Source organism: Agrobacterium sp. 10T429, assembly GCF_056393925.1.
Genome location: NZ_JBFTGV010000001.1, coordinates 234,748 through 258,105, shown reverse-complemented (window position 1 = coordinate 258,105; position 23,358 = coordinate 234,748). Strand labels below are relative to the sequence as shown.

Annotated in this window: 23 protein-coding genes; 11 read left to right on the top strand and 12 right to left on the bottom strand. The window is 58.7% G+C overall.

What is annotated here, in order from left to right; all coding sequences use genetic code 11:
- The first annotated feature begins 75 nt into the window (after positions 1 to 75).
- The gene (gene hpf, locus AC1DCP_RS01280; protein WP_003514759.1) at positions 76 to 657 is read left to right on the top strand and encodes a ribosome hibernation-promoting factor, HPF/YfiA family; all 582 of its coding nucleotides are present in this window, start codon (positions 76 to 78) and stop codon (positions 655 to 657) included.
- An 82-nt stretch (positions 658 to 739) separates the two neighbouring features.
- On the top strand, positions 740 to 1,201 hold the full coding sequence (gene ptsN, locus AC1DCP_RS01275; protein WP_003493488.1) for a PTS IIA-like nitrogen regulatory protein PtsN: 462 nt from the start codon (positions 740 to 742) through the stop codon (positions 1,199 to 1,201).
- A 128-nt stretch (positions 1,202 to 1,329) separates the two neighbouring features.
- Here the strand turns inward: ptsN and grpE are convergent, their stop codons facing one another.
- Both grpE and hrcA read right to left on the bottom strand, forming a co-directional pair.
- Positions 1,330 to 1,965, bottom strand: coding sequence for a nucleotide exchange factor GrpE (gene grpE, locus AC1DCP_RS01270; RefSeq protein ID WP_003514756.1), 636 nt, complete (start codon positions 1,963 to 1,965; stop codon positions 1,330 to 1,332).
- A gap of 113 nt (positions 1,966 to 2,078) precedes the next feature.
- Positions 2,079 to 3,170, bottom strand: coding sequence for a heat-inducible transcriptional repressor HrcA (gene hrcA, locus AC1DCP_RS01265; protein ID WP_003514754.1), 1,092 nt, complete (start codon positions 3,168 to 3,170; stop codon positions 2,079 to 2,081).
- Positions 3,171 to 3,306: 136 nt separating this feature from the next.
- Here hrcA and rph point away from each other — a divergent pair, with 136 nt between their 5' ends.
- Genes rph through hemW form a run of 3 tightly spaced genes read left to right on the top strand, consistent with a single transcriptional unit; the run spans position 3,307 to position 5,890 of the window.
- Positions 3,307 to 4,023, top strand: a complete 717-nt coding sequence (rph, locus tag AC1DCP_RS01260) for a ribonuclease PH (protein ID WP_003514752.1) — start codon at positions 3,307 to 3,309, stop codon at positions 4,021 to 4,023.
- Positions 4,024 to 4,040: 17 nt separating this feature from the next.
- The gene (rdgB, locus tag AC1DCP_RS01255; protein ID WP_003514751.1) at positions 4,041 to 4,685 is read left to right on the top strand and encodes an RdgB/HAM1 family non-canonical purine NTP pyrophosphatase; all 645 of its coding nucleotides are present in this window, start codon (positions 4,041 to 4,043) and stop codon (positions 4,683 to 4,685) included.
- A gap of 5 nt (positions 4,686 to 4,690) precedes the next feature.
- Entirely contained in the window at positions 4,691 to 5,890 is a 1,200-nt protein-coding gene (gene hemW, locus AC1DCP_RS01250; protein ID WP_003514749.1) for a radical SAM family heme chaperone HemW, read from the top strand.
- A gap of 75 nt (positions 5,891 to 5,965) precedes the next feature.
- On the opposite strand, the gene dnaA is transcribed toward hemW, so the two are convergent.
- The 4 genes from dnaA to mutM form a co-directional block, all read right to left on the bottom strand.
- Positions 5,966 to 7,429: a chromosomal replication initiator protein DnaA gene (gene dnaA, locus AC1DCP_RS01245; protein WP_003514748.1), complete on the bottom strand. Its 1,464-nt coding sequence runs from the start codon at positions 7,427 to 7,429 to the stop codon at positions 5,966 to 5,968.
- An 872-nt stretch (positions 7,430 to 8,301) separates the two neighbouring features.
- Positions 8,302 to 8,568: a 30S ribosomal protein S20 gene (gene rpsT / locus AC1DCP_RS01240; RefSeq protein ID WP_003493474.1), complete on the bottom strand. Its 267-nt coding sequence runs from the start codon at positions 8,566 to 8,568 to the stop codon at positions 8,302 to 8,304.
- Between the two features lie 194 nt (positions 8,569 to 8,762).
- Positions 8,763 to 9,536, bottom strand: a complete 774-nt coding sequence (locus AC1DCP_RS01235; RefSeq protein ID WP_003514743.1) for an enoyl-CoA hydratase — start codon at positions 9,534 to 9,536, stop codon at positions 8,763 to 8,765.
- Between the two features lie 31 nt (positions 9,537 to 9,567).
- A complete protein-coding gene (gene mutM, locus AC1DCP_RS01230) occupies positions 9,568 to 10,470 on the bottom strand; it encodes a bifunctional DNA-formamidopyrimidine glycosylase/DNA-(apurinic or apyrimidinic site) lyase (RefSeq protein WP_025592251.1) in 903 nt (300 codons plus the stop codon).
- Positions 10,471 to 10,613: 143 nt separating this feature from the next.
- On the opposite strand from mutM, the gene ubiE reads away from it, so the two are divergent.
- From ubiE to olsE, 3 genes are all read left to right on the top strand, one after another.
- Positions 10,614 to 11,390 (top strand): bifunctional demethylmenaquinone methyltransferase/2-methoxy-6-polyprenyl-1,4-benzoquinol methylase UbiE, encoded by a 777-nt coding sequence (gene ubiE / locus AC1DCP_RS01225; RefSeq protein ID WP_003514739.1) that lies wholly within the window; start codon positions 10,614 to 10,616, stop codon positions 11,388 to 11,390.
- A 36-nt stretch (positions 11,391 to 11,426) separates the two neighbouring features.
- Positions 11,427 to 13,001, top strand: a complete 1,575-nt coding sequence (gene ubiB, locus AC1DCP_RS01220) for a 2-polyprenylphenol 6-hydroxylase (protein WP_019564439.1) — start codon at positions 11,427 to 11,429, stop codon at positions 12,999 to 13,001.
- A gap of 163 nt (positions 13,002 to 13,164) precedes the next feature.
- Positions 13,165 to 14,079 carry an ornithine lipid hydroxylase OlsE gene (olsE, locus tag AC1DCP_RS01215; protein ID WP_065688467.1) on the top strand — a complete coding sequence of 305 codons (915 nt, stop codon included), beginning with the start codon at positions 13,165 to 13,167 and terminating at the stop codon, positions 14,077 to 14,079.
- Between the two features lie 23 nt (positions 14,080 to 14,102).
- Here the strand turns inward: olsE and AC1DCP_RS01210 are convergent, their stop codons facing one another.
- The 3 genes from AC1DCP_RS01210 to AC1DCP_RS01200 all read right to left on the bottom strand — a co-directional run bounded on the left by AC1DCP_RS01210 (position 14,103) and on the right by AC1DCP_RS01200 (position 17,318).
- Complete coding sequence (locus AC1DCP_RS01210) at positions 14,103 to 14,462, bottom strand: MmcQ/YjbR family DNA-binding protein (RefSeq protein ID WP_019564441.1); 360 nt, start codon at positions 14,460 to 14,462, stop codon at positions 14,103 to 14,105.
- Positions 14,459 to 15,664, bottom strand: a complete 1,206-nt coding sequence (coaBC, locus tag AC1DCP_RS01205) for a bifunctional phosphopantothenoylcysteine decarboxylase/phosphopantothenate--cysteine ligase CoaBC (protein WP_065688383.1) — start codon at positions 15,662 to 15,664, stop codon at positions 14,459 to 14,461. The genes AC1DCP_RS01210 and coaBC overlap by 4 nt, the downstream gene beginning before the upstream one ends.
- A 70-nt stretch (positions 15,665 to 15,734) precedes the next feature.
- On the bottom strand, positions 15,735 to 17,318 hold the full coding sequence (locus AC1DCP_RS01200) for a peptide chain release factor 3 (RefSeq protein WP_065688384.1): 1,584 nt from the start codon (positions 17,316 to 17,318) through the stop codon (positions 15,735 to 15,737).
- A 90-nt stretch (positions 17,319 to 17,408) separates the two neighbouring features.
- Here AC1DCP_RS01200 and dut point away from each other — a divergent pair, with 90 nt between their 5' ends.
- From dut to cysK, 3 genes are all read left to right on the top strand, one after another.
- Positions 17,409 to 17,879 (top strand): dUTP diphosphatase, encoded by a 471-nt coding sequence (gene dut, locus AC1DCP_RS01195; protein WP_065688385.1) that lies wholly within the window; start codon positions 17,409 to 17,411, stop codon positions 17,877 to 17,879.
- 76 nt (positions 17,880 to 17,955) lie between these two features.
- Positions 17,956 to 18,573, top strand: a complete 618-nt coding sequence (locus tag AC1DCP_RS01190) for a LysE family translocator (protein ID WP_019564444.1) — start codon at positions 17,956 to 17,958, stop codon at positions 18,571 to 18,573.
- A gap of 156 nt (positions 18,574 to 18,729) precedes the next feature.
- Positions 18,730 to 19,698: a cysteine synthase A gene (cysK, locus tag AC1DCP_RS01185; RefSeq protein WP_003514725.1), complete on the top strand. Its 969-nt coding sequence runs from the start codon at positions 18,730 to 18,732 to the stop codon at positions 19,696 to 19,698.
- A 116-nt stretch (positions 19,699 to 19,814) separates the two neighbouring features.
- On the opposite strand, the gene AC1DCP_RS01180 is transcribed toward cysK, so the two are convergent.
- The 3 genes from AC1DCP_RS01180 to AC1DCP_RS01170 all read right to left on the bottom strand — a co-directional run bounded on the left by AC1DCP_RS01180 (position 19,815) and on the right by AC1DCP_RS01170 (position 23,249).
- Positions 19,815 to 21,347, bottom strand: a complete 1,533-nt coding sequence (locus AC1DCP_RS01180; RefSeq protein ID WP_065688468.1) for a YifB family Mg chelatase-like AAA ATPase — start codon at positions 21,345 to 21,347, stop codon at positions 19,815 to 19,817.
- A gap of 185 nt (positions 21,348 to 21,532) precedes the next feature.
- Positions 21,533 to 22,492: a glutathione synthase gene (gshB, locus tag AC1DCP_RS01175; RefSeq protein WP_003514721.1), complete on the bottom strand. Its 960-nt coding sequence runs from the start codon at positions 22,490 to 22,492 to the stop codon at positions 21,533 to 21,535.
- A gap of 244 nt (positions 22,493 to 22,736) precedes the next feature.
- Positions 22,737 to 23,249 carry a cupin domain-containing protein gene (locus AC1DCP_RS01170; RefSeq protein ID WP_038489622.1) on the bottom strand — a complete coding sequence of 171 codons (513 nt, stop codon included), beginning with the start codon at positions 23,247 to 23,249 and terminating at the stop codon, positions 22,737 to 22,739.
- Between the last annotated feature and the right edge of the window lie 109 nt (positions 23,250 to 23,358).

Genomic DNA, 23,358 nt, shown 5'->3' with positions numbered 1-23,358 from the left:
CTTCGAAACGCTTGGATGCGCGCGCGGCTTGACGTAAGCTGGTACTCGCAAATCACTACAAAAAGGAAATTTTCCATGAGTGTGCGTGTATCTGGTAAACATATGGAGATCGGCGAATCTTTCCGGCAGCGGATTGAGGACAATATAGGTCTGGCAGTTACCAAATACTTCGATGGGGGGTATTCAGGCCAAGTGACCGTAGAGAAGTCCGGATCGCGTTTTGCAGCCGATTGCAAACTGCATCTCGATACGGGCGTTGTATTGCATGCGGCGGGTCAGGCAAATGATCCGCAAGCGAGTTTCGATGCCGCCGCCGAGCGTATCGAGAAGCGCCTGCGTCGCTACAAACGGAAGCTGAAGGACCATCACCACAATGGTTCCGCGGCGAACGGCGCGATGTCGGAAATCGCCTATACGGTAATGGATGCTGTCCCCGATGAGGACCACGAGGTTCCGGAAGACTACGCACCCACGATCGTTGCGGAAAGTTCGAAACAGATAAAGACGATGTCCGTCGCCAGCGCCGTGATGGCGCTCGACATGACGGACGAACCGGTTCTGCTGTTCCGCAGCCCCGGCAAGGAATATCTCAACATCGTCTACCGACGACATGACGGCAATATTGGCTGGATCGACGCGGAAACGATCAAGAGCTGAACAGTCTGACAAGACATGGGAGGCAGAGCGCGAAAGCGTATCTGCCTCCTGCATCGTCTCGATGGCATGAAGGAAAAAGAGAATGGCGTTGGCAGATTTGCTGCAACAAGATGCGATTATTCCCGCCCTCAAGGTGAATTCCAAAAAGCAATTGCTTCAGGAGCTGGCCGCAAAGGCAGCCAGAATTACCGGAGTCTCGGAACGGGAAGTTTTCGACGTCATCCTCCAGCGTGAGAAACTCGGCTCCACCGGTGTGGGGCACGGCATTGCCATTCCGCATGGCAAGCTGAGCAGCATCCATCAGATCACCGGCGTCTTCGCACGTCTTGAAACGCCTGTTGATTTCGAGGCGCTAGATGACCAGCCGGTCGATCTGGTTTTCCTGCTGCTTGCACCCGAAGGCGCCGGCGCGGATCATCTGAAGGCGCTGTCGAGAATTGCCCGTGCTTTACGCGACCCCGAGCTGGTGGCCAAGCTGCGCGCCACCGATTCCGACACGGCAATTTACGCCTTCCTCAATCAGGAGCAGGCGACCGCTGCCTGATCAAAGGCTGCCGACGGTCCTTTCCATGGACAAAAAACGCGCCCTTGAGGCGCGTTTTTTATTGGAGCATTTCAAACAAAAGCGCGTCCCGGTTTTATATCCGGACGCGCTTTAGATGAGGGAATGCCTCACGCATCCTTCTCGTTGACGGAGGCGGTGCCCGGCTCGGGCGCTGCGGCGGTCTCCACCTTCGGGCCACCCTTTGAGACGCCAACCATGGCGGGGCGCAGCACCCGGTCACCGATGGTGAAACCGGCCTGAACCACCTGCAGTACCGTGTTGTTCGGAACTGCTGTGTTCGGAATTTCGAACATCGCCTGGTGGAAATTCGGATCAAATTTCTGGCCTTCCGCATCGATCTTTTTGACGCCGTGGCGCTCCAGCGTCGAGAGCATCGAGCGCTCCGTCATCTCGACACCTTCGATCAGGCCGTTGAGACCGGCTTCGCCATTGGTCTTGAGTTCGTCCGGAATGGCTTCAAGAGCGCGGCGAAGATTGTCGGAAACGGCAAGCATGTCGCGCGCGAAAGCGGCGAGAGAATAGGCCTTCGCATCCTTGACTTCGCGCTCGGTGCGGCGACGAAGATTGTCCATTTCTGCTGCAAGACGCAGGAACTTGTCGCGCAGATCGGCATTTTCGGCCCTGAGCAGTTCGATCGGATCGGGCTCGGCAGCTTCCGCCGTCTCTTCCCCTGTAAATGCGGGTTCGACAAACTCTTCGGCGACGTCCGCGTCAGGTCCGGGCTTTTTCGTATCGTCGGTCATGACGTTCTCCAGATTTGAATATTGTTGGTTGCGCCCGATATCGAGGTTTGAAGGGCAAAAATCAAGGCTTGCGGCGAAAAGCTTGCCGCATTCTCTAACCTTGCGGGCTTGTCCTATCTCTGCTTTCGGGAAAGGCGGGCCATAATTTGTGCTGTGTAGTCCACCATAGGCACGATACGGGCGTAATTGAGCCTCGTGGGACCGATGACGCCGACGGCGCCCACAACGCGATTTTCCTCATCCCGATAAGGTGCCACGATCAGTGACGAGCCTGACAGCGAGAAGAGCTTGTTTTCCGAGCCGATGAAAATCCTGACGCCTGAGCCACTTTCCGCAAGGTTGAGTATCTCGATGAGATTTTCCTTACGTTCCAGATCGTCGAACAGCAGGCGCACACGATCGATATCTTCCTCACCGGCCAGACCTTCCAGCAGGTTGGAGCGTCCGCGGACGATGAGGCGGCCGAGCTTGCCCTCTTCATTGTCGCCCGCCCATATGGCGAGACCACGTTCGATGAGGTCCTGCGCGAGCGTGCCAAGTTCCGACTGCAATTCGGCACGCTGCGTCTGAAACTGGCCCCGCAGTTCCTGCAGCGTCTGCCCGGAAAGATGGGCATTGATGAAATTTGCCGCCTCTGTCAATTGCGATGACGAAATGCCGACCGGCAATTCGATGATACGGTTTTCGACCTGATTGTGGTCCCCTACCAGCACGGCAAGCGCCTTGGTGGGCTCCAGCCGGATGAATTCAACGTGCTTGAGAATGACGTCGCTCTTGGCCGTCAGCACCAGGCCCGCACCGCGCGACATGCCTGAAAGCATGCGGCTTGCCTCCGTCAGCAACCCTTCCAGCGATTGCTCGTGGCCGGCGACCGGACCGATCTGGCGGTCGATACTGGCTCTCTCATCGGCGGGCAGATCGCCCACCTGCATGAATGCGTCCACGAAGAAGCGCAGCCCCGTCTGGGTGGGCAGGCGACCGGCGCTGATATGCGGCGAATAGATGAGACCCAGTTCCTCGAGGTCGCTCATGACGTTGCGAACGGAGGCCGGTGAAAGCGACATCGGCAACAGCCGCGACAGGCTGCGCGACCCCAAGGGTTCGCCGGTGTCGAGATAGCCTTCGACGATGCGCCGGAAAATCTCCCGCGACCGTTCATCCAGCAACGATGCCTGATCTTTTGAAAGCGGTGCGGAAAAGCCCATATCATCCGTTCTTTATCGTCAAAACTCTGTCCGTACCAATATAATGCGTTGCACCGCTGCGGCAAAATGGAAATTGGCTTTGCAAAACCCCGGGGCGCGCCTTAGAAGGCAGGAACCAACATGGAGAGTGGATCATATGCGGCCTTCAGGCAGAAAAACCGATCAGATGCGCAAGGTTTCCTTCGAGCGCAATTTCTCGAAACATGCCGAAGGTTCCTGTCTGGTCAAATTTGGTGATACGCATGTGCTCGTCACCGCAAGCCTTGAGGAAAAGACGCCGCCGTGGCTGCGCAACAGCGGCAAGGGCTGGGTCACCGCCGAATACGGCATGCTGCCGCGTTCCACTCATGAGCGGATGAAACGCGAGGCCTCGGCCGGCAAGCAGGGCGGACGCACGCAGGAAATCCAGCGCCTCATCGGCCGCTCGCTGCGTGCAGTGGTCGACCTGCAGGCGCTTGGCGAGCGCCAGATCAGCATCGACTGCGACGTCATTCAGGCCGATGGCGGCACGCGCACGGCTTCCATCACCGGCGCATGGATCGCCCTACATGATTGCCTGAAGTGGATGGAAACCCGCAACATGATCAAGGTCGAGAAGGTCCTGAAGGACCATATCGCCGCGATCTCCTGCGGCATCTTTGCAAAACAGCCGGTCATCGATCTCGATTATCTCGAGGATTCCTCCGCCGAGACCGATGCGAATTTCGTCATCACCGGCTCCGGCGGCATCGTCGAGGTGCAGGGAACCGCGGAAGGCGCCCCCTTCTCCGAAGAGGAATTCCTGACGCTGCTCGGTCTTGCAAAGGCCGGATGCAGCGAACTGGTGGCCCTTCAGAAACAGGCAATCGCCTGAGCCGACAGGAAAACGTCATGCGCAAGCTCGATACCAGAACGATCGTCGTCGCCAGCCACAACAAGGGCAAGATCGCCGAAATCGCCGACCTGATCGGGCCTTTCGGCTTTTCAGCCAAATCGGCTGCGGAGCTGAACTTCGTGGAGCCGGACGAGACAGGCACCACCTTTGAGGAAAATGCTGCCATCAAGGCGCTTGCGTCTGCGAAGGCGTCCGGCCTGCCGGCTCTGTCTGACGATTCCGGTCTGGTGATCGATGCGCTGGATGGCGCGCCGGGCGTTTACACTGCCAATTGGGCGGAAACGGCTGACGGTACGCGCGACTTCGCCATGGCCATGCAGAAGGTCGAGGATGCGCTTGCCGAACGCGGTGCAACGAAGCCGGAAGACCGCACGGGCCGCTTCGTCAGCGTGCTGTGCCTTGCCTGGCCGGACGGGCATGTCGAATATTTTCGCGGCGAGGTGGAAGGCACGGTGGCGTGGCCACCGCGCGGAACAAGCGGTTTCGGCTATGACCCGATCTTCAAACCGGAAGGTTACGACACCACATTCGGTGAAATGACCGCAGACGAAAAACACGGCTGGAAGCACGGCGATGCGTTTGCGCTCTCCCACCGTGCCCGCGCGTTCAAAAAATTCGTCGAAACCTGTCTGGAGGCATGAACCCGATGACCGGGGAGCACCAACTTTCTGCCCCCGGCGCGTCGCTTCTGCCGGATACGGGCGATCCCGGTTTCGGGATCTATCTGCACTGGCCCTTCTGTGCGGCCAAATGCCCCTACTGCGATTTCAACAGCCATGTCCGCCACCGCCCGGTGGATCAGGAACGGTTCACTGCGGCGTTCCTCAGCGAAATGGCAAAGATGCGGGCGCTCAGCGGTCCGCGTGTCGTTACCAGCATTTTCATGGGCGGCGGCACACCTTCGCTGATGGACCCGCAGACCGTAGGCGCGCTTCTTGATGGCGTTTCGCGCTTCTGGCATGTGCCTGATGGTATCGAGATCACCATGGAGGCCAATCCTTCAAGCGTCGAGGCGGAGCGGTTTCGCGGTTACCGGGCAGCCGGCGTCAATCGCGTCTCGCTCGGCGTCCAGGCGCTGAACGACCGGGACCTGAAGTTCCTTGGCCGTCTGCATGATGTTGCCGATGCGCTTAAAGCCATCCGTCTGGCGCGGGAAATTTTTCCGCGCATGTCCTTCGATCTGATTTACGCCCGCCCGAACCAGACGGTGGCCGAATGGGACGCTGAGCTAAAGGAAGCCGTCTCCTACGCCGTCGACCATCTGTCGCTCTATCAGCTCACTATCGAGGAAGGCACGCCGTTCTACGGGCTGCACAAGGCTGGCAAGCTGATCGTACCGGATGGCGAGCATTCGGCGGTGCTTTATGAAGCGACGCAGGAAATCACCGAGCGTTACGGCATGCCGGCGTACGAGGTTTCCAATCACGCCCGCCCCGGTGCGGAAAGCCGCCATAACCTGACCTATTGGCGTTATGGCGATTATGCCGGTATTGGACCCGGTGCGCATGGACGCCTGACCAATGGTGCCTCCAAGCTCGCCACCGTCACCGAGCGCCATCCCGAAACCTGGCTCGAGACCGTAGAGCGTGAAGGCCACGGCATGGTCGATCAGGAGCTTCTCGGCGTCGACGAACAGGCAGACGAATTGCTGCTGATGGGCCTTCGCCTGCGCGAAGGCATTGATCTTGCTCGCTGGAGCGATCTCTCCGGCCGCGAGCTCGACCCGGAGAAAGAGGAATTCCTGCTGCAACACGGCTTCGTGGAACGGATCGGCAATTCCCGCCTGCGCTGCACCCCTTCCGGCATGCTTATTCTGGATGCCGTGGTCGCCGATCTCGCCTGCTGACCGGCAGCCTGCCTGGTCCTGAGCCAATCAACAACCGAGAAACCAATAAAAAAAGCGGCCCGAAGGCCGCTTTTTTCATGCGTTGTTTTCGTTGATCAAGCGCTTCAGCAGCTCAACCTCGTGGCCGAGCTTGGTGTCACCGGAAATCAGATCCTCGATCTTGCGCACCGCGTGAAGAACCGTGGTGTGGTCGCGACCGCCGAAACGGCGACCGATCTCGGGAAATGAGCGCGGTGTCAGCATCTTGGCCAGATACATGGCGATCTGGCGCGGCTTGACGATGACGCGGGTGCGACGGTTGGAAACCAGCTCCTGCCGCGACACATTATAATGCCTGGCGACGATGCGCTGAATATCCTCGATACGGACGCGCTTGGCCTCCCCACTGCCGACGAGGTGCGACAGCAGCTCATCGACACGGTCAACCGAGAGGTTCGGCTCGAAAGAGCGTCGGAACATCAGCTGGTTGAAGGCGCCTTCAAGCTCGCGTCCGCTCGCTGTCACGCTTTTGGCCACATGGGTCAGTATTTCGTCCGAAATCTCGAAAGACGGATCGTCCTGACGCGCAGAACCCATGCGACGGTTGAGCATTTCGTAGCGCATGTCGTAATCGGGGCCTTCGATCTCGATGGCCATGCCACCCTGAAGGCGCGAACGGACACGCGGATCAAGCGATTCCAGCTCCCACGGCGCGCGGTCAGCGGCCACGACAACCTGCTTGGCGCTGTCGAGCAGCATGTTCAACAGGTGGCAGAATTCGTGCTGGATCATCTTGCCCTGCAGGAACTGCATGTCGTCGATGACGAGAAGGTCGATATTGCGCAGGGTGTCTTTCAGCGTCAGCGCATCATTGTCGCGGATCGCGGTCGCAAAACGCCACATGAAATATTCGGCCGTCAGATAGACCACACGCGGGTTGCGCGGGCTGTCGATGGCGGCATTGGCAATCGCCTGCAGAAGGTGTGTCTTGCCAAGCCCGACACCCGCATGAATGAACAGCGGATTGAAGCGCACAGCACCGGCACCCGCTTCAGCGATCGTCTTTGCCGCCGCAAGCGCGACGCGGTTGGACGAGCCCTCGACAAAAGTGTCAAAGGTGAAACGTGTATCGAGCGGCGAACCGAACAGCGGCCCGGAGCTACCCTGCCGCAGCGTCGCCTGCGCCGCCGCGGGCTGTGCAGAAGGTGCTGTCGCGGGCTGCGACGGAATGAAGGACTTGTTGCGCGCAACCGCGCCCATGTCCTGAACGGGCTGCACCCGTTCCTCGACCTGCGCGGGGCGGGCCGGGCGGCTGGCGGAGCGGACAAGAATTTCCACCTTCAGCACGTCCGGATCCTCGCTTTGGACGAGACTGGTGATCAGATCCATATAACGGTTGTTGATCCAGGACTTCAGAAAGGTCGTCGGAACGGTAAAACGGACGACGCTTTTCGAAACGGTGTGGAGTTTGAGCCGTGCAAACCAGCTTGCATAGACCTCGGGACCAACCTGTGCCTTCAGCCGCGCGCTAAAACGTTCAAACAGCGCATCGTGCTTCATTGCCGATTTATCCCCTGCCGCTTCTGAGCAAGCTGCATCACGAGCCTGTGGTGCGCGGTCCCCATCGGCCACCGCACCCATCGCCAAATTCAATTGCATATTGCCGCCTTTCAAATTGCCAATCATAGCCTGACGATCAAAAAAACGATCGCCAGAGATCCCCCTCGTATTATTTCCCGCCTCCAGCACTCCCCTCGAAAGAGCGTCAAAGACTACTACTTGTTTGCGAGCCGGTTATCCCATTTCCCTCCCCTTCATGGAGAGGCCTGCGACACGCTAAAAACGCTCCTTTCGCTACAACTGTAAGGCGCATTCTTAAGGACAAAAAGCTCCAGCCCGTTCCGAGACCGAAACGGCACAAAAAGCTCAATGACCTGAGAAAACGGACCTCGAAAGGCCCGCCAGCAAGAAGGTGAATATCGTCGATACGATCATCGAGATAATCTGTGGACTGAGATCCGCACCCCTTGTTGAAATGCATTTAGGCAGGATCGTGGGGAGAGATCAATGGCGTTTTTTCTGCAAAAACTCAGATCGACCATTGACTCGCAATGGTCGTTTTGCATCACCGGCAAGGTCCGAAGCAGAATCGCTTATGAATCAATGAGATTCAATTTTGGCATTTTTCGATAGCCCGTTTTGGCAAAAAAATAAAAATCTTCTTGACTCAAAACTGGCTGCGACTTCCGTAGAGAAAGCTTCCCATTTTTCGGGAGACCTCCGGCAATCCATTGTTTTTATTAAGTTTTTCTTGTCGCTCATCTGACACGCGTTTGTCACGTTACGGCAGGAATGATTAACGTAGGGTTAGAATCACAAAAAGCCCGGTCAAAAGACCAGGCTTTTTGAATAGTTAATTGTGATTAGCCGGATTAGGCGGAAAGAGCCTTAACGCGCTGGGCAAGACGCGACACCTTACGGGATGCCGTGTTGCCATGCAGAACGCCACGCGTCGCTGCGCGCTGGATCTCAGGCTGAGCTGCCTTCAGAGCTTCGGTGGCTACTGCCAGATCGCCCGAAGCGATAGCTTCCTCGACCTTGCGGATGAAGCCGCGAACGCGCGAACGGCGAGCCTTGTTGACTGCGGTACGGCGAGCGATCTTGCGGGTCGCCTTTTTCGCCGAAGTTGTATTGGCCATGTATGCCTCTCTTCGAATTCAAACCAAATTCCGCAACCAGAGGATCGGGTCGTTCGAAGACCTCACTTAACCCAAGAATGCGGGAGTAATTTCGGACAAGCCGGATGGCTTTCCTTAACCGTGGGCGGGCATATACCGCTAAAGCGTACGCCCGTCAACGCGCAAATGGCGGAAAACGCCGATATTCCGAATCCTTAGCGATTCCGGAAAGCGGGTTTGCGCTTTTCAACGAAGGCCGCCATGCCCTCCTTCTGATCCGCTGTTGCAAAGAGCGACTGAAAGGATCGCCTTTCATATCTCAGCCCTTCCGAAAGAGGAACCTCGAAGGAGCGATTGACGCTTTCCTTGGCCATGAGAACGGAAGCGCGAGACAGCGAGGCGATGCGCGTGGCGGCATCCACCGCCTCATCCATGAGATTCGCCGCTGGGACGATCCGCGAAACGAGGCCGGCGCGCTCTGCCTCGGCTGCATCCATCATGCGGCCGGTCAGAACCAGATCCATGGCCTTCGCCTTGCCCACCGCCCGCGTCAGCCGCTGCGAGCCGCCCATGCCGGGAATGACGCCAAGCGTGATTTCCGGCTGACCGAATTTCGCCGTGTCCGAAGCGATGATGAAATCGCACATCATTGCCAGCTCACACCCGCCGCCCAGCGCAAAGCCGGAGACTGCGGCAATGACCGGCTTGCGGGTCGATGCGACCTCGTCCCAGCCGCCGAGAAAGTCGCCGACATAGGCATCGACAAAATCCAGCCCCTGCATTTCCTTGATGTCCGCGCCAGCGGCAAATGCCTTTTCCGACCCCGTTATAATGATCGCGCCGATGGAATCGTCAGCAGAGAACGAGGAGAGAATGTGCCGCAGCTCCTTCAGAAGCACCGAATTGAGGGCGTTGAGCGCCTTGGGCCGGTTGAGCGTGATGACGCCCACCTCGTCGCGCTTCTCGACCAGTATCGTTTCATAATCCACGGCAGTCTCCCTCGCCATTATTCCGCCTCAGCTACTTCTGGCAGGCCGCGCAATAAAAGGTCGAACGACCGGCCTGCACTATCCTTTCAACCGTACCCCCGCAGCCGGGTGTACGGCAAGGCTGGCCTTCCTGATCGTAGACTGAAAAGGAATGCTGGAAATAACCGAGCGTTCCGTCCGTCTGTATATGGTCGCGCAGGGAAGAGCCGCCGGCGGCGATTGCGTCCGCGATCACGTCCCGGATCTTCTCCGTGAGATTGATGAGCTCCGGCTTCGGCTCTCCGGTTTTGGTCACCAGCGTTCCCGCCGCCCGCAAAGGCGAGAGATGGGCACGCCACAGCGCCTCACAGACATAGATATTGCCAAGGCCCGCAATGACCTTCTGGTCCAGCAGCGTGCTTTTTAACGGCTGGCTTTTACCCTGGAACCGGCTCGCGAGATAATCCGCGCTCAGCGCGTTGCCGGTCGGTTCCGGTCCCAGCCCCGCAAAAGCGGGGTACAGGTCGAGCTTGTTGCGCTCCACCAGATGCATGAAGCCGAAGCGGCGCGGGTCATTATAGATGACGCAGATGCGCTCTTCGCCCTTATCCAGATGAAAGACGACATGATCGTGCTTGCCGTCCTTCGAGCGGGCATAATGAAACGCGCCGGGCGCGTTCCTATTTCCCGCCTCATCCGCCGCCGCCTCGATACGGAACGAGCCGGACATTCCAAGATGGGCAACGATCGTCAGCCCGTCTTCCAGCTCTATCAAGAGATACTTCGCCCTGCGCCCGAGCGATATGATCGTCCTGCCCTCGATCAGGCCCGCGAAGTCCTCCGGGAACGGAAAGCGCAGATCGGGACGGCCAAGGTGGAGCTTGCGGATTCTTGCCCCTTCCATGGTGGGCGCGAGGCCGCGTCTAACGGTTTCGACTTCTGGCAATTCTGGCATCTGGCTTATCCGGCAGTTTATCGTTAGGACCATGTGGTCTATACAATGCACGCGAAATGTCGCGCCCAGGCGATGCGGCAACAGATAGCGTCGCCATGGCGTTTCCGCTATGGTCCGCCACGCAATTAATATGGAGACAGACGATGACCGACGCCCGTACCACTGCCCAAGGCGGCATGGAAACGTCCTATGGCTTCCACAAAGTGGACGAAGGCAAAAAGCAGGGGCTGGTCAACGATGTCTTCCACAAGGTGGCCAAGCGCTACGACATTATGAACGACGTGATGTCGGCCGGCCTGCACCGGCTGTGGAAGGACGCCATGGTGTCCTCGCTTTCACCGCGCAAGGACGCCTCTTACAAGGTGCTTGACGTAGCTGGTGGCACCGGCGATATCGCTTTCCGCATCGTGGAAGCCTCCAACCGTCTGGCGCATGCCACCGTTCTCGATATCAACGGCTCGATGCTTGCCGTTGGCGAGGAGCGCGCGGCAAAACGAAAGCTCTCCGACAATCTGACCTTCGTTGAAGCAAATGCCGAGGAGCTGCCCTTCGAGGCGAATACCTTCGACGCCTATACGGTCGCCTTCGGCATTCGCAACGTACCGCGCATCGACGTTGCGCTGAAAGAAGCCTACCGCGTGCTGAAACGTGGCGGGCGACTGCTGGTGCTGGAATTTTCCGAAGTGGAAATGCCGCTACTCGACCGCGTCTATGATGCATGGTCGTTCAACGCCATTCCGCAATTCGGCAAGATGATCACCGGTGATGCCGAGCCCTATCAATATCTGGTCGAGTCGATCCGCAAATTCCCCAATCAGGAGGATTTCGCGACGATGATCCGCTCCGCCGGCTTTTCGCGCGTGACCTATACCAATTACACCGGCGGTATCGCCGCCCTGCATTCCGGCTGGAAGCTTTAAGACCATGCCCGGCAAAAGCAGGAGACAAGCATAAGCATGAGCACTTTGGGCGCATATTTCCGCCTCGCAAGGGTTGGCTGGGTTCTCGTGCGCGAAGGCGTCGTGCTGGCCTTGCCATCCGATGACCTTCCTGCCTCCGCGCAAGTGATGAAGGCATTGCTGAAGCCATTCGCCCGCAGCAAGGCCAAGCGGGCGCAGCGTAGCGACCGGCTGGCGGTAGCTGTCGAGCGGCTTGGCCCGTCCTATGTGAAGATGGGACAGTTTCTGGCCACAAGGCCGGATGTGGTCGGCGCCGACTTCGCCGACGATCTTGCGAGCCTGCAGGACCGCATGGCATTTTTCCCCGCAGCCGCGGCCAAGGCTAACATCGAAGGTTCGCTCGGGCGGTCTGTTTCGGAACTCTACAGGGAGTTTGGCGATCCGATCGCCGCCGCTTCCATCGCCCAGGTTCACCCGGCGATAGTGGATACGCCGAAAGGGCCGCGCAAGGTCGCCGTCAAGGTCATTCGCCCCGGCGTTCGCCAGCGCTTCCAGAACGATCTGGAGGCGATGTATCTGATCGCCGACCTGCAACAGCGTTTCGTCCGCTCTGCCCGCCGCCTGCGGCCGGTGGAAGTCACTCGCACGCTGGAACAGACAACCAAGATCGAGATGGATCTGCGGCTTGAGGCCGCCGCCCTTTCCGAACTTGCCGAAAATACCAAAGAAGACCCCGGATTCCGCGTTCCGGAGGTAGATTGGGAACGCACCGGCCGCGACGTCGTCACCATGGAATGGATCGACGGCGTCAAGATGTCGGATATTGAGGGACTGAAGGCTGCCGGCCACGATCTGAACAAGCTGGCTGATACCCTCATCCAGTCCTTCCTGCGGCACACGTTGCGCGACGGCTTTTTCCATGCCGACATGCACCCCGGCAATCTCTTTGTCGATCCGCAGGGCATGATCGTAGCCGTGGATATGGGCATTGCCGGGCGGCTGGGCAAAAAAGAACGCAGGTTCCTTGCCGAAATCCTCTACGGCTTCATCACCCGCGATTACATGCGCGTCGCGGAAGTGCATTTCGAGGCCGGTTATGTGCCGGGCCATCACGACAAAGCCAGCTTTGCGCAGGCGATCCGCGCCATCGGCGAACCGATCCACGGCCAGCCGGCCGAGACGATCTCCATGGGCAAATTGCTGACGCTGCTGTTCGAGGTTACCGAGCTCTTCGACATGGAAACGCGCCCGGAACTGGTGATGCTGCAAAAGACCATGGTGGTGGTGGAAGGCGTATCCCGCATGCTCAATCCGCGTTTCAACATGTGGAAAGCGGCCGATCCGGTCGTCAGCGGCTGGATAAGGGACAATCTTGGCCCGAAACGCATTGTCACCGATCTGAAGGACGGCGTGAAGGCGGCTCTCAAGCTTGCGGAAGCGGCACCCGAGATCGCTGCCAAGACGGAGAAGCTGCATTCCGACCTGGTGTATATGAGCGAGAACGGCCTGCGTTTCGACGCCCAGACCGCGGAAGCGATCGGCAAGGCGGAAGCGCGCCACACCAAATGGGGCCGGGCGGCGCTCTGGGTGATTGCGCTCACGCTTCTCTATATCGCGATCAGGATCAGCTAAACGATATTCAAACTCGGCGCTCACGCCGGTGCGGCACACTTTCGAACTGAAAATCGCCGGTCTTCCAGTTTGATAGATGCGTACCGTGCTGCTGCAACATATCGAGGATAATGACCTGATCTTGGTTGAAAGTTAAATGATTGCCGGACGGGAATTGAGATTGATGGCAAAAAATGAAGCCGTAAAACGGGTCCTTACCTATTGCTCGTGGCCCATGGTGTTTTTTCTCGGTCTTACCGGGGCTTATTTCGCTTTTTCGAGTGAGCATCCGATCACCACATTCCTCGCCGTCTACGCGGGCGCGGTGGCCAGCCTGTTTCTTCTTGAGCGTTACATTCCCTATGAGACGGAATGGCTTCAGTCTGATGGTGAAACCGTCAACAATATCGCCCACACGCTCTTGACCAAGGGGCTTGTTCAGCTTGCTGCCACGGCAGCGGTGCTTTTTCCAATGCTGACCGCCATTTTTCTGCAACCTTTGGCGGCCATGAAATTCGACCTGTGGCCTTCTCAGTTGCCGATGGTTGTTCAGGTCACGCTCGCCCTGATGATCGCTGAATTTGGTCTCTACTGGGCGCACCGTATCGCTCATGAAACGGTGTTCTTCTGGCGTTTCCACGCGCTTCATCACAGCGTTGTCCGTCTTTGGGTCGTCAATACGGGCCGTTTTCATGTGGCCGACTCGCTGTTCAAGATCGCGCTCAGCCAGATTCCGCTTTATCTCATGGGCGCGCCGTTGCAGGTGTTTTGGTGGCTCGCGGCTGTGACCGCCTTCATCGGCATTCTGACTCATTGCAATGTGGATATGAAAACCGGGCCTCTGGACTACGTGTTCAGCACGCCCCGGCTGCACCGTTGGCACCACTCCAAAGAGCTGCCTGAGGGAAATACAAATTATGGCGAGAACCTTGTGATTTTCGACCAGTTGTTCGGCAGCTATTTCAATCCCGATCGCCCTTCCTCGACCAACATCGGCATCAAGGGAGAAATTGCAAAGGGCTTTCTGCCACAGCTTTTTCAACCTTTTAAAAAAGAAGGGGTTCGCCAGATCATCGGGCGAAACACGAAAGAAAATTGAAGGGATTGGCGGTAATGCCGCCTTCAGGCCCGGAGAATTCCCAGTTCGACCCGCAGCTTCTTCGTCAGCCCTGCGGCAACGAGTTCATAGGAGCGGCGGACATAGTGTTCCAGCTCCTCTTGCTCCAGCGGCGAATGATCGGAGATCGATATCCATTTGCGCTTGGCGAAATAAGGTGCCTGGTGGATGCCTTCCAGCGAGGTGAGGATTTCGAAGCTCTCCTCCGAACATTTCACCACAAGCCGCCAGTCGTCACGCTCACCCAAAACGGAAAAGACCTTGTCTCCGACCTTGGCAACGTGGGAATCCCACTGATCGACGAAACGGACGCCCGGCCATTCTCCGAGAACCCTGTCGAATGTCTTGCGATCGAAAAGGCTCATGCGAGTTTCTCCGCAATGAGGGCCGCCAGACGTTTGGCGACTTCGGCCTTGTCCATATCAGGCCAGGCCTCGATACCCTCATTCGAAATGATCTTCACGCTGTTGCGGTCTCCGCCCATGATGCCGGTTTCCGCCGAAACATCATTTGCAACGATATAATCGGCGCCCTTGCGCTCCAGTTTGGCTCGGCCGTTTTTCTCGACATCCTGCGTCTCGGCGGCGAAACCCACCACCAGCTTCGGGCGCTTTTCGTGGTGGCCGACGGTTTTGAGAATATCGGGGTTTTCCATAAGTTGCAGCGCAGGCGGGGCATCGCCCGGCTGCTTTTTGATCTTCTGCTCCGAAGAACCCGCCACCCGCCAGTCGGCGACAGCGGCAACCATGACGGCGATATCCACCGGCAGCCTTGAAATCACCGCATCGCGCATCTCCTCGGCACGCTCGACATGGACCGTTGCAACGCCCGCCGGATCGGCAATCGTGACGGGACCCGAGACCAGCGTTACCTCCGCACCCAATTCCGCAAGCGCAGCTGCGATGGCATGGCCCTGCTTGCCAGAGGAGCGGTTGGCGATGTAACGCACCGGATCGATCGGCTCATGGGTTGGGCCGGAGGTAACGATCGCCGTTCTGCCTTTTAAAGGCTTCGGACCGCCATCCAGCAAAGCCTCGACGCCTTGGACGATCTGCAAAGGCTCCGCCATACGACCAAGACCAGCCTCGCCCTTTTCCGCCATTTCGCCTGCCATAGGGCCGATGAAAAACACGCCGTCTTTTTTCAGCGTTTCGACATTGCGCACCGTTGGCTTTGCCGACCACATTTTCGGGTTCATGGCAGGTGCGACCAGCACCTTCCGATCGGTCGCCAGAAGGATCGTGGAGGCAAGATCATCAGCCAGACCATTCGCCATCTTCGCCATCAGATCAGCGGTGGCGGGCGCGGCCAGCACGAGGTCGCATTCGCGTGCGAGCCGGATATGCCCGACATCCTGCTCGTCCTGCCTCGAAAAAAGCTCGGTGAAGACGTGGGTGGCGGACAGTGCGCCAACAGCAAGCGGAGTGACGAATTCCTGTGCGCCCTTCGTCATGACTGGCGTCACCTTCGCGCCGCGCTCTTTCAGACGGCGGATGAGGTCGAGGCTCTTATAGGCCGCGATGCCGCCGGAGATGATGAGGAGAATATGTTTGCCTGAAAGCGTCATGGTGCCGGACCAGTTTCCCGTTTAACCGGGAAACTAAGCCCTTGGCATTCAAAGTGCAATCCGGCTGATATCACGCCGCCTTGGCGACGTGATATTCCTTGATCGCGACCATCTTGATCGCCGGAAACCGCTCGGATTCATACCGCAGCGAGAAGGAATCCTGCGCCAGAAACACCGGATCGCCATCCAGATCGCGAGCGATATCGCCGCGCTTGACGTTGAGGAACTTGTCCATTTCCGCCGGCTGATCGGACGAGATCCAGCGGCAGACGGAAAAGCGAGACATTTCAAACGAGACCGGCAGGCCATATTCGCCCATCAGCCGTTCCTTCAACACATCGAGCTGCAGCGCGCCGACAACGCCGACGATGGCGGGCGAGCCGTCTTCTGGCGAAAAGAGCTGCACGACACCTTCTTCCGCCATCTGCTGCAAAGCTTCCTTCAGCTTCTTCGCCTTCATCGCGTCTTCCAAGCGCACGCGGCGCAGGATTTCCGGCGAGAAGTTCGGCACGCCCTGGAATACGAGGTTTTCACCTTCGGTCAGCGTATCACCGATGCGCAGCGTGCCGTGGTTGGGAATGCCGACCACATCGCCCGCAAAGGCGGTATCGGCCAGCTGGCGCTGTGACGCGAAGAAGAATTGCGGTGCGGTCAGCCCCATGAGCTTGCCGGTGCGCGACAGCCGCGCCTTCATGCCGCGCTCCAGCTTGCCGGAGCAGATGCGGGCAAAGGCGATGCGGTCGCGATGGTTGGGATCCATATTGGCCTGAATCTTGAACACGAAGGCCGTCATCTTGTCTTCCGCCGCATGCACGGTGCGGGTATCCGCCACCTGATCGCGCGGCGGCGGGGCGAAATCACCCAGCGCATTGATGAGGTCGCGCACACCGAAATTGCGCAGCGCCGAACCGAAGAATACCGGCGTCATGTGACCTTCCAGGAACGCCTGACGGTCAAAGGGGCGGCAGGCTTCCAGAGCCAGTTCCGTTTCCTCGATAAAGACCTTGCGCTCATTTTCCGGCAGACGATCGGCGACAGCCTGAGGGCCGTTGACCGAAAGGCCATCCACCTGCGTGTCGTTGCCACGAAAGGTGTTTTCAGCAAGATTGTAAGCGCCACAGAAGCTCTTCGCCCGGCCGACCGGCCAGGTGATCGGCGCGGTATCGAGCGCCAGCTTTTCCTCGACCTCATCCAGAATCTCGAAGGGATCGCGGCTTTCGCGGTCCATCTTGTTGATGAAGGTGATGATCGGAATATCGCGCATGCGGCAAACTTCGAAAAGCTTCAGCGTGCGCGGCTCGATACCCTTGGCGGCATCGATAACCATGATCGCCGCATCCACCGCCGTCAGCGTGCGGTAGGTGTCATCGGCAAAGTCTTCGTGGCCGGGCGTATCGAGGATGTTGAAGACGCGGTCGTTATATTCGAAGGTCATGACCGAAGTGACGACCGAAATGCCGCGCTCGCGCTCGATCTTCATCCAGTCCGAACGGGTCTGGATGCGATCCTTCTTCGCCTTCACCTCGCCGGCAAGCTGGATCGCTCCGCCGAACAGCAGCAGTTTTTCCGTAAGCGTGGTCTTACCCGCGTCCGGGTGCGCAATAATAGCAAAGGTGCGGCGGCGGGAGACCGCCTCGGCAAGTGTTTCGGCCATCTGACAAATCCTGTGGAATTGCGGGGTATCTAGCGTTTCAGGCCCGCATTTGCAATTGACCTTGCCGCGATCTCGGCAAACTAATGCTGCATGACCGTTCAAAATGATAATCGCCCCCTCCTCCGGCTTGTGCGTCTCGCCAATGGCGCAGACCTCGAATTGCCTTCCTATGAAACCCGTGGCGCCGCCGGAATGGACCTGCGCGCCGCAGTGCCGGCCGATGAACCGCTGACTTTGCAGCCGGGCGAACGGGCGCTGGTGCCGACCGGTTTCGTCTTCGAGGTTCCGCAAGGCTATGAGGCGCAAATCCGTCCGCGCTCCGGCCTCGCCATCAAGAACGGCATCACCTGCCTCAATTCCCCCGGCACGGTGGACAGCGACTATCGCGGCGAAGTGAAGGTCATTCTCGCCAATCTGGGGCAGGCCGATTTTGTCATCGAGCGCGGCATGCGCATCGCACAGATGGTGATTGCACCAGTTACGCAGGTGGCAGTCAGCGAAGTGACCGAAACATCCGAGACGGCACGCGGTGCCGGTGGTTTCGGCTCCACGGGGCTTTGACCAGCCCCCTTTATGGGCGATTGTTTTCACCCCTGATTTTCGCTATTGATCTGGCGGATTTTCGGGGAAAATGACCATGACGCTGACGACCCTTCTTGCCTATGCCACTGCACTCTTCATCGCCGCTGCCATTCCCGGCCCCGGCATGACGGCGATCGTGGCGCGGGCGCTTGGATCGGGGTTTCGGGAAACCTTCTTCATGGGCCTCGGGCTGGTGCTGGGCGACATGATCTACCTGACCGGCGTGATCCTCGGCCTCGCCTTCGTGGCGCAGACTTTTCAGGAGGCCTTCATGGTCCTGAAGTTTGCCGGCGCAGCCTATCTTCTCTATATCGCATGGAAGCTCTGGACCGCCGGCCTCTTGCCACAGGACCTGAAGGCAAAAAAAAGCACCAGCATTCCCATGTCGTTTCTGTCCGGCCTGCTGATCACGCTGGGTAATCCAAAAACCATGCTGTTTTATGTGGCGCTGGTGCCGACGCTGATCGACATCCGCATGATCGGCCCATCGGAATATGCGACACTTCTGGCGCTGACCTTCGTCGTGTTGATGGCCGTTCTCCTGCCTTACATCCTGCTTGCTGCCAAGGCGCGCAACCTCCTGAAACGGCCAAGTGCGTTGACGATCCTCAACCGCACCGCGGCGGGAATTCTGGCGGGAACGGCGACCATGATCGCGATCCGCAGCACCTGAAACGATTTCGTGCATTTGCCTGATTTATCGTGAATTTTTTCCGGTAATCAGACGATATTAGGACGAGCGTTCGCTGGCCTGACAAGGCTATTGCTCCTATTCTGCCGCTGAAATCTTGCGGCCACACATCGTGTGGCCTTCATACAGGAGAGCATCATGCCCGAAGCCAGAAAGCCCGGACGCGGACGCGTCTATTCCTCCATCACCGAAACAATCGGCGATACGCCGATCGTGCGGCTGGACAAGCTGGCGAGGGAAAAGGGCGTGAAGGCCAATCTTCTCGCCAAGCTGGAGTTCTTCAACCCCATCGCCTCCGTGAAAGACCGCATTGGCGTTGCCATGATCGAAGCGCTGGAAGCCCAGGGCAAGATCACCCCCGGCAAAACGACGCTGGTTGAGCCGACCTCCGGTAACACGGGCATTGCGCTAGCCTTTGCCGCCGCCGCCAAGGGTTACAAGCTGATCTTGACCATGCCGGAAACGATGTCGGTCGAACGCCGGAAAATGCTCGCCTTGCTGGGCGCGGAACTGGTGTTGACCGAAGGCCCGAAGGGCATGAAGGGCGCCATCGCCAAGGCACAGGAACTGGCCGAAACCCTGCCAGACGCGATTATTCCCCAGCAGTTCGAAAACCCCGCAAACCCGGATATTCACCGCAAGACGACGGCGGAAGAAATCTGGAACGATACCGAGGGTGCTGTCGATATTTTTGTTTCGGGCATCGGCACGGGTGGCACTATCACCGGTACGGGCCAGGTGCTGAAATCCCGCAAGCCGGAGGTGAAGGTCATTGCCGTCGAGCCAGCCGACAGCCCGGTTCTTTCCGGTGGCAACCCCGGTCCGCACAAGATCCAGGGCATCGGCGCCGGTTTTGCACCAGCGATCCTCGACACTGGAATCTATGACGAAATCGTCACCGTGACCAATGACGACGCTTTTGAAATCGCCCGTCTGGTGGCGAAGCTGGAAGGCGTACCCGTCGGCATCTCCTCGGGCGCGGCACTCGCAGCGGCAATCAAGGTCGGCGCACGTGAGGAAAATGCCGGCAAGAATATCGTCGTCATCATCCCCTCCTTCGCGGAACGTTACCTTTCGACCGCCCTTTTCGAAGGGCTTGGGCTTTAAGCCGTTCCTCTTCGGTCAGGCCGCAAACGCGCGCCTGACCGCAATGACCGATTGTGCCACCGGCCATCCGCCAGCGGCACAATTGTTTTAGCCGGTAAAGGGCGAAGGAAGGCCTCTTATGCCGCCGCCGTCAGTCTTTCACCGGCAATGCGGTATGAAATGGCTTCCGCCACATGGATACGCCCGACAGTTTGTTTGCCGTCCAAATCAGCCAATGTGCGGGCGACCTTGAGAATGCGATGATAACCGCGTGCGGAGAACTTCAATTGTTCGGCAGCATCGCGCAGCAATTGCAGCCCGGAAGCATCGGGCTTCGCATATTTTTCGATCAGCGTTGTCGTGCAGCGAGCGTTGGTGCGAATGCCTGAAGAGCCCGCCGCCGCATAACGCTCCTGCTGCGCAAGGCGGGCGCGAGCGACACGGGCGGCCACCACCGAACTCGGTTCGGCAGTCATGGGACGGATGAGGTCAGTGGCGGAGACGGCGGGAACGTCGATGCGGATATCGATGCGATCCATCAGCGGGCCGGAAATGCGGGCCTGATAATCTGTCATGCAACGTGGCCCTCTGGCGCAAGTGAAACCCGGCTCCCCCGCTCTGCCGCACCGGCAGGGGTTCATCGCAGCGACAAGCTGGATTTCCGCCGGATAGGTGACGCGGTGATTGGCACGGGCAACGATGCATTCGCCCGTTTCCAGCGGCTGGCGCAGCGCATCCAGCACCTGTGGCGCAAACTCCGGGAACTCATCGAGGAAAAGAACGCCGTGGTGGGCAAGTGAAGCCTCACCCGGCTTGGCACGCAGCCCTCCGCCGATCAGCGCGGCCATGGTGGCGGAATGGTGTGGCGTGCGAAACGGTCTGCGGTCCGACAGCTTGCCGCCGGACAATTGGCCGGCGATGGAATGGACCATGGACACTTCCAGCAATTCCGCAGCCTCGAGAGGCGGCAGAATTGAGGGCAAGCGCGCAGCGAGCATGGATTTACCGGAGCCGGGCGGGCCAACCATCAGCAGATTATGGCCACCGGCAGCTGCCACCTCCAACGCGCGCCGGGCCGTCTCCTGCCCCTTGATATCGGCCAGATCCGGCAAATTGACCGGATTAGCACGGATGGCGGGCATCGGGCGGGAGAGAAGCTGGGTGCCGCGAAAATGGTTGGCAAGCGCAATAAGGCTGCGTGGGGCGAGAATATCGATGCCAGCCCCGGCCCAGGCTGCTTCCGGCCCGCTATCAGCCGGGCAAATCAAACCCTTCCCGAGCGCATTGGCACCGATGGCCGCGGGCAGAGCGCCCGAAACCGTGCCGATGGTGCCATCGAGATTGAGTTCGCCGAGAACCACATATTGCCCGAGCGCTTCCGCCGGTATCGCTCCCAACGCGGCCATGAGACCCAAAGCGATCGGAAGATCGAAATGCGATCCTTCCTTGGGCAAATCCGCAGGCGCCAGATTGACCGTGACTTTTTTTGCCGGCAGCGCCAGACCGGAGGCGTGGAGCGCGGCCTGCACCCGCTCCCGGCTTTCCGCCACCGCCTTGTCCGGCAGGCCGACGATCTGGATGCCGACTTTTCCGGGTGCGACCATCACCTGCACCTCGACCGGCACACCCTCTATTCCCTGAAATGCAACCGTATTGACCCGTGCCACCATGGCCTGCCCCCGCAAACCGGCCACAACATCAAAGCATTATGCCCCGATGGCGGCCACTCTCAAGTAACCTGCCACAGAGCAAAGAATAAAACAAGAACATTAAGCGAACAATTTCGCGCGCACGGTGTATTTCAGTTGTATAGAGTTGTGCACGCGGAACAAACGCAGGTGGCGAGGAAATTGCCTCAGAAATCCTGTGCTTCGCGCTTTTTCTCGATCGCATCCCACAACAGGCTTGCCACATCGGCACCGCCGAATTTCTGCACTTCACGAATGCCTGTCGGTGAGGTGACGTTGATTTCCGTGAGGTAATCGCCGATCACATCGATGCCAACGAACAGGAAACCGCGCTCGCGCAGGGCGGGGCCGATGCGGCGGCAGATTTCCTTCTCACGCGCGGTGAGTTCCGTTGGCTCCGGGCGGCCGCCGGCATGCATGTTGGAGCGGGCATCATTTTCCGCCGGCACGCGATTGATCGCGCCCACGGGCTCGCCATCCACCAGAAGGATACGCTTGTCGCCCTTGCGAACATCCGGCAAGTATTCCTGGGCGATATAGGGTTCGCGGAACATCTGGCCGAACATTTCCAGCAGCGATGAGAAATTGCGGTCGTCCCGCGCGGAATGGAAGACGCCTGCACCACCATTGCCATAAAGCGGCTTGAGGATGATATCGCCCATTTCATTGCGGAAGCGGGCGATTTCAGAGACATCCTTGGTGATCAGCGTCTTCGGCATCAGATCGGCGAATTCGGTGACGAAAATCTTTTCCGGCGAGTTGCGGACCCAGGCGGGATCGTTGACAACAAGCGTTTTGGGATGAATGCGCTCGAGTAAATGGGTCGATGTGATGTAGGCCATGTCGAATGGCGGATCCTGTCGCAGATGAATAACATCCATGGTCGAGAGATCGACCCGCTCCGGCTCCGAGAGCGAAAAATGGTCGCCCTTGATATCGCGCAGTTCCATCTGTTCGACGGTCGCGTAGATCTTGCCATCCCGCATGGAGAGGCGTTCGGGGGTATAGTGAAACAGCCGGTATCCACGTGCCTGCGCCTCAAGGCTCATGGCGAAGGTGGAGTCGCCGGCGATATTGATGCCGGAGACATGATCCATCTGGATCGCGACGTTCTTGATCTTCGCCATGCGCATCTTCCTCTTGCAGCATGCGGACGCTTCGCGGTTCCGCCGTGCCCATTGCCTCGTCTGTTCGCGATTCCCCGCAGGACCGGAAGAGACCCGGAAATGCTTCAGAAAACCCTGAAGATGTAGGGCAGCGACCATTCAAACGCAACTGCTGCGAGGGGTGCTTTTTGTGAGTTTTATTGAACCTTCACAATTCCGCAGGTGGCGCTGCGCAGAGCCCCACCTGACGGAGTGTTTTACTAGTTCAGGCCGCCAGCTTGTAGGAACGACCGGCAAACAGCTTGTTCTTGACCCGGTAGGCCAGAGCCAGCGCCGTGGGGAAAGGGCGGCGCATGAAGGCAACCTTGCGGACATACTCATCCACCCGCCAGGTGGCCCATGTTCCCGCGCGGAAATAAGCGACGTCACCCACCCGCAGGATACTGACTGTGCCGTCTTCCGCCGTCACATGCACCTCACCCTCAAGGATATAGACCGTCTCGTCCCAACCGAAGAACCAGCGGAACTCGCCCGCCGTACAATCCCACATGGCTGTGCTGGAGGCGCGGTCTCCGCTTCTGGAATGATCCGCCGCACGCGCCTGAGGATCACCGGAAATTATCCAGTCGGGGTTGATGGGGGCCGGCTGCAGTCGCAAATCGGTGCAGGACGCGCTAACCACGCTCTCGTCTTTTGACCGGCGCAAAGAGGCCGGCAATATCGGCACCGTGCGGATGGCCATGGTCGCAGCCGCCGCGAACATCATCTTTAAAGGCATATTAGAAAACCCCCGTGAAATATTGGAGATCTTCTATCATCGGGATCGTAACGAAGCGGTTTTGACAATCGGCGCAATTTTAGTCATCGCGCCGATTTCTTATCGTCCA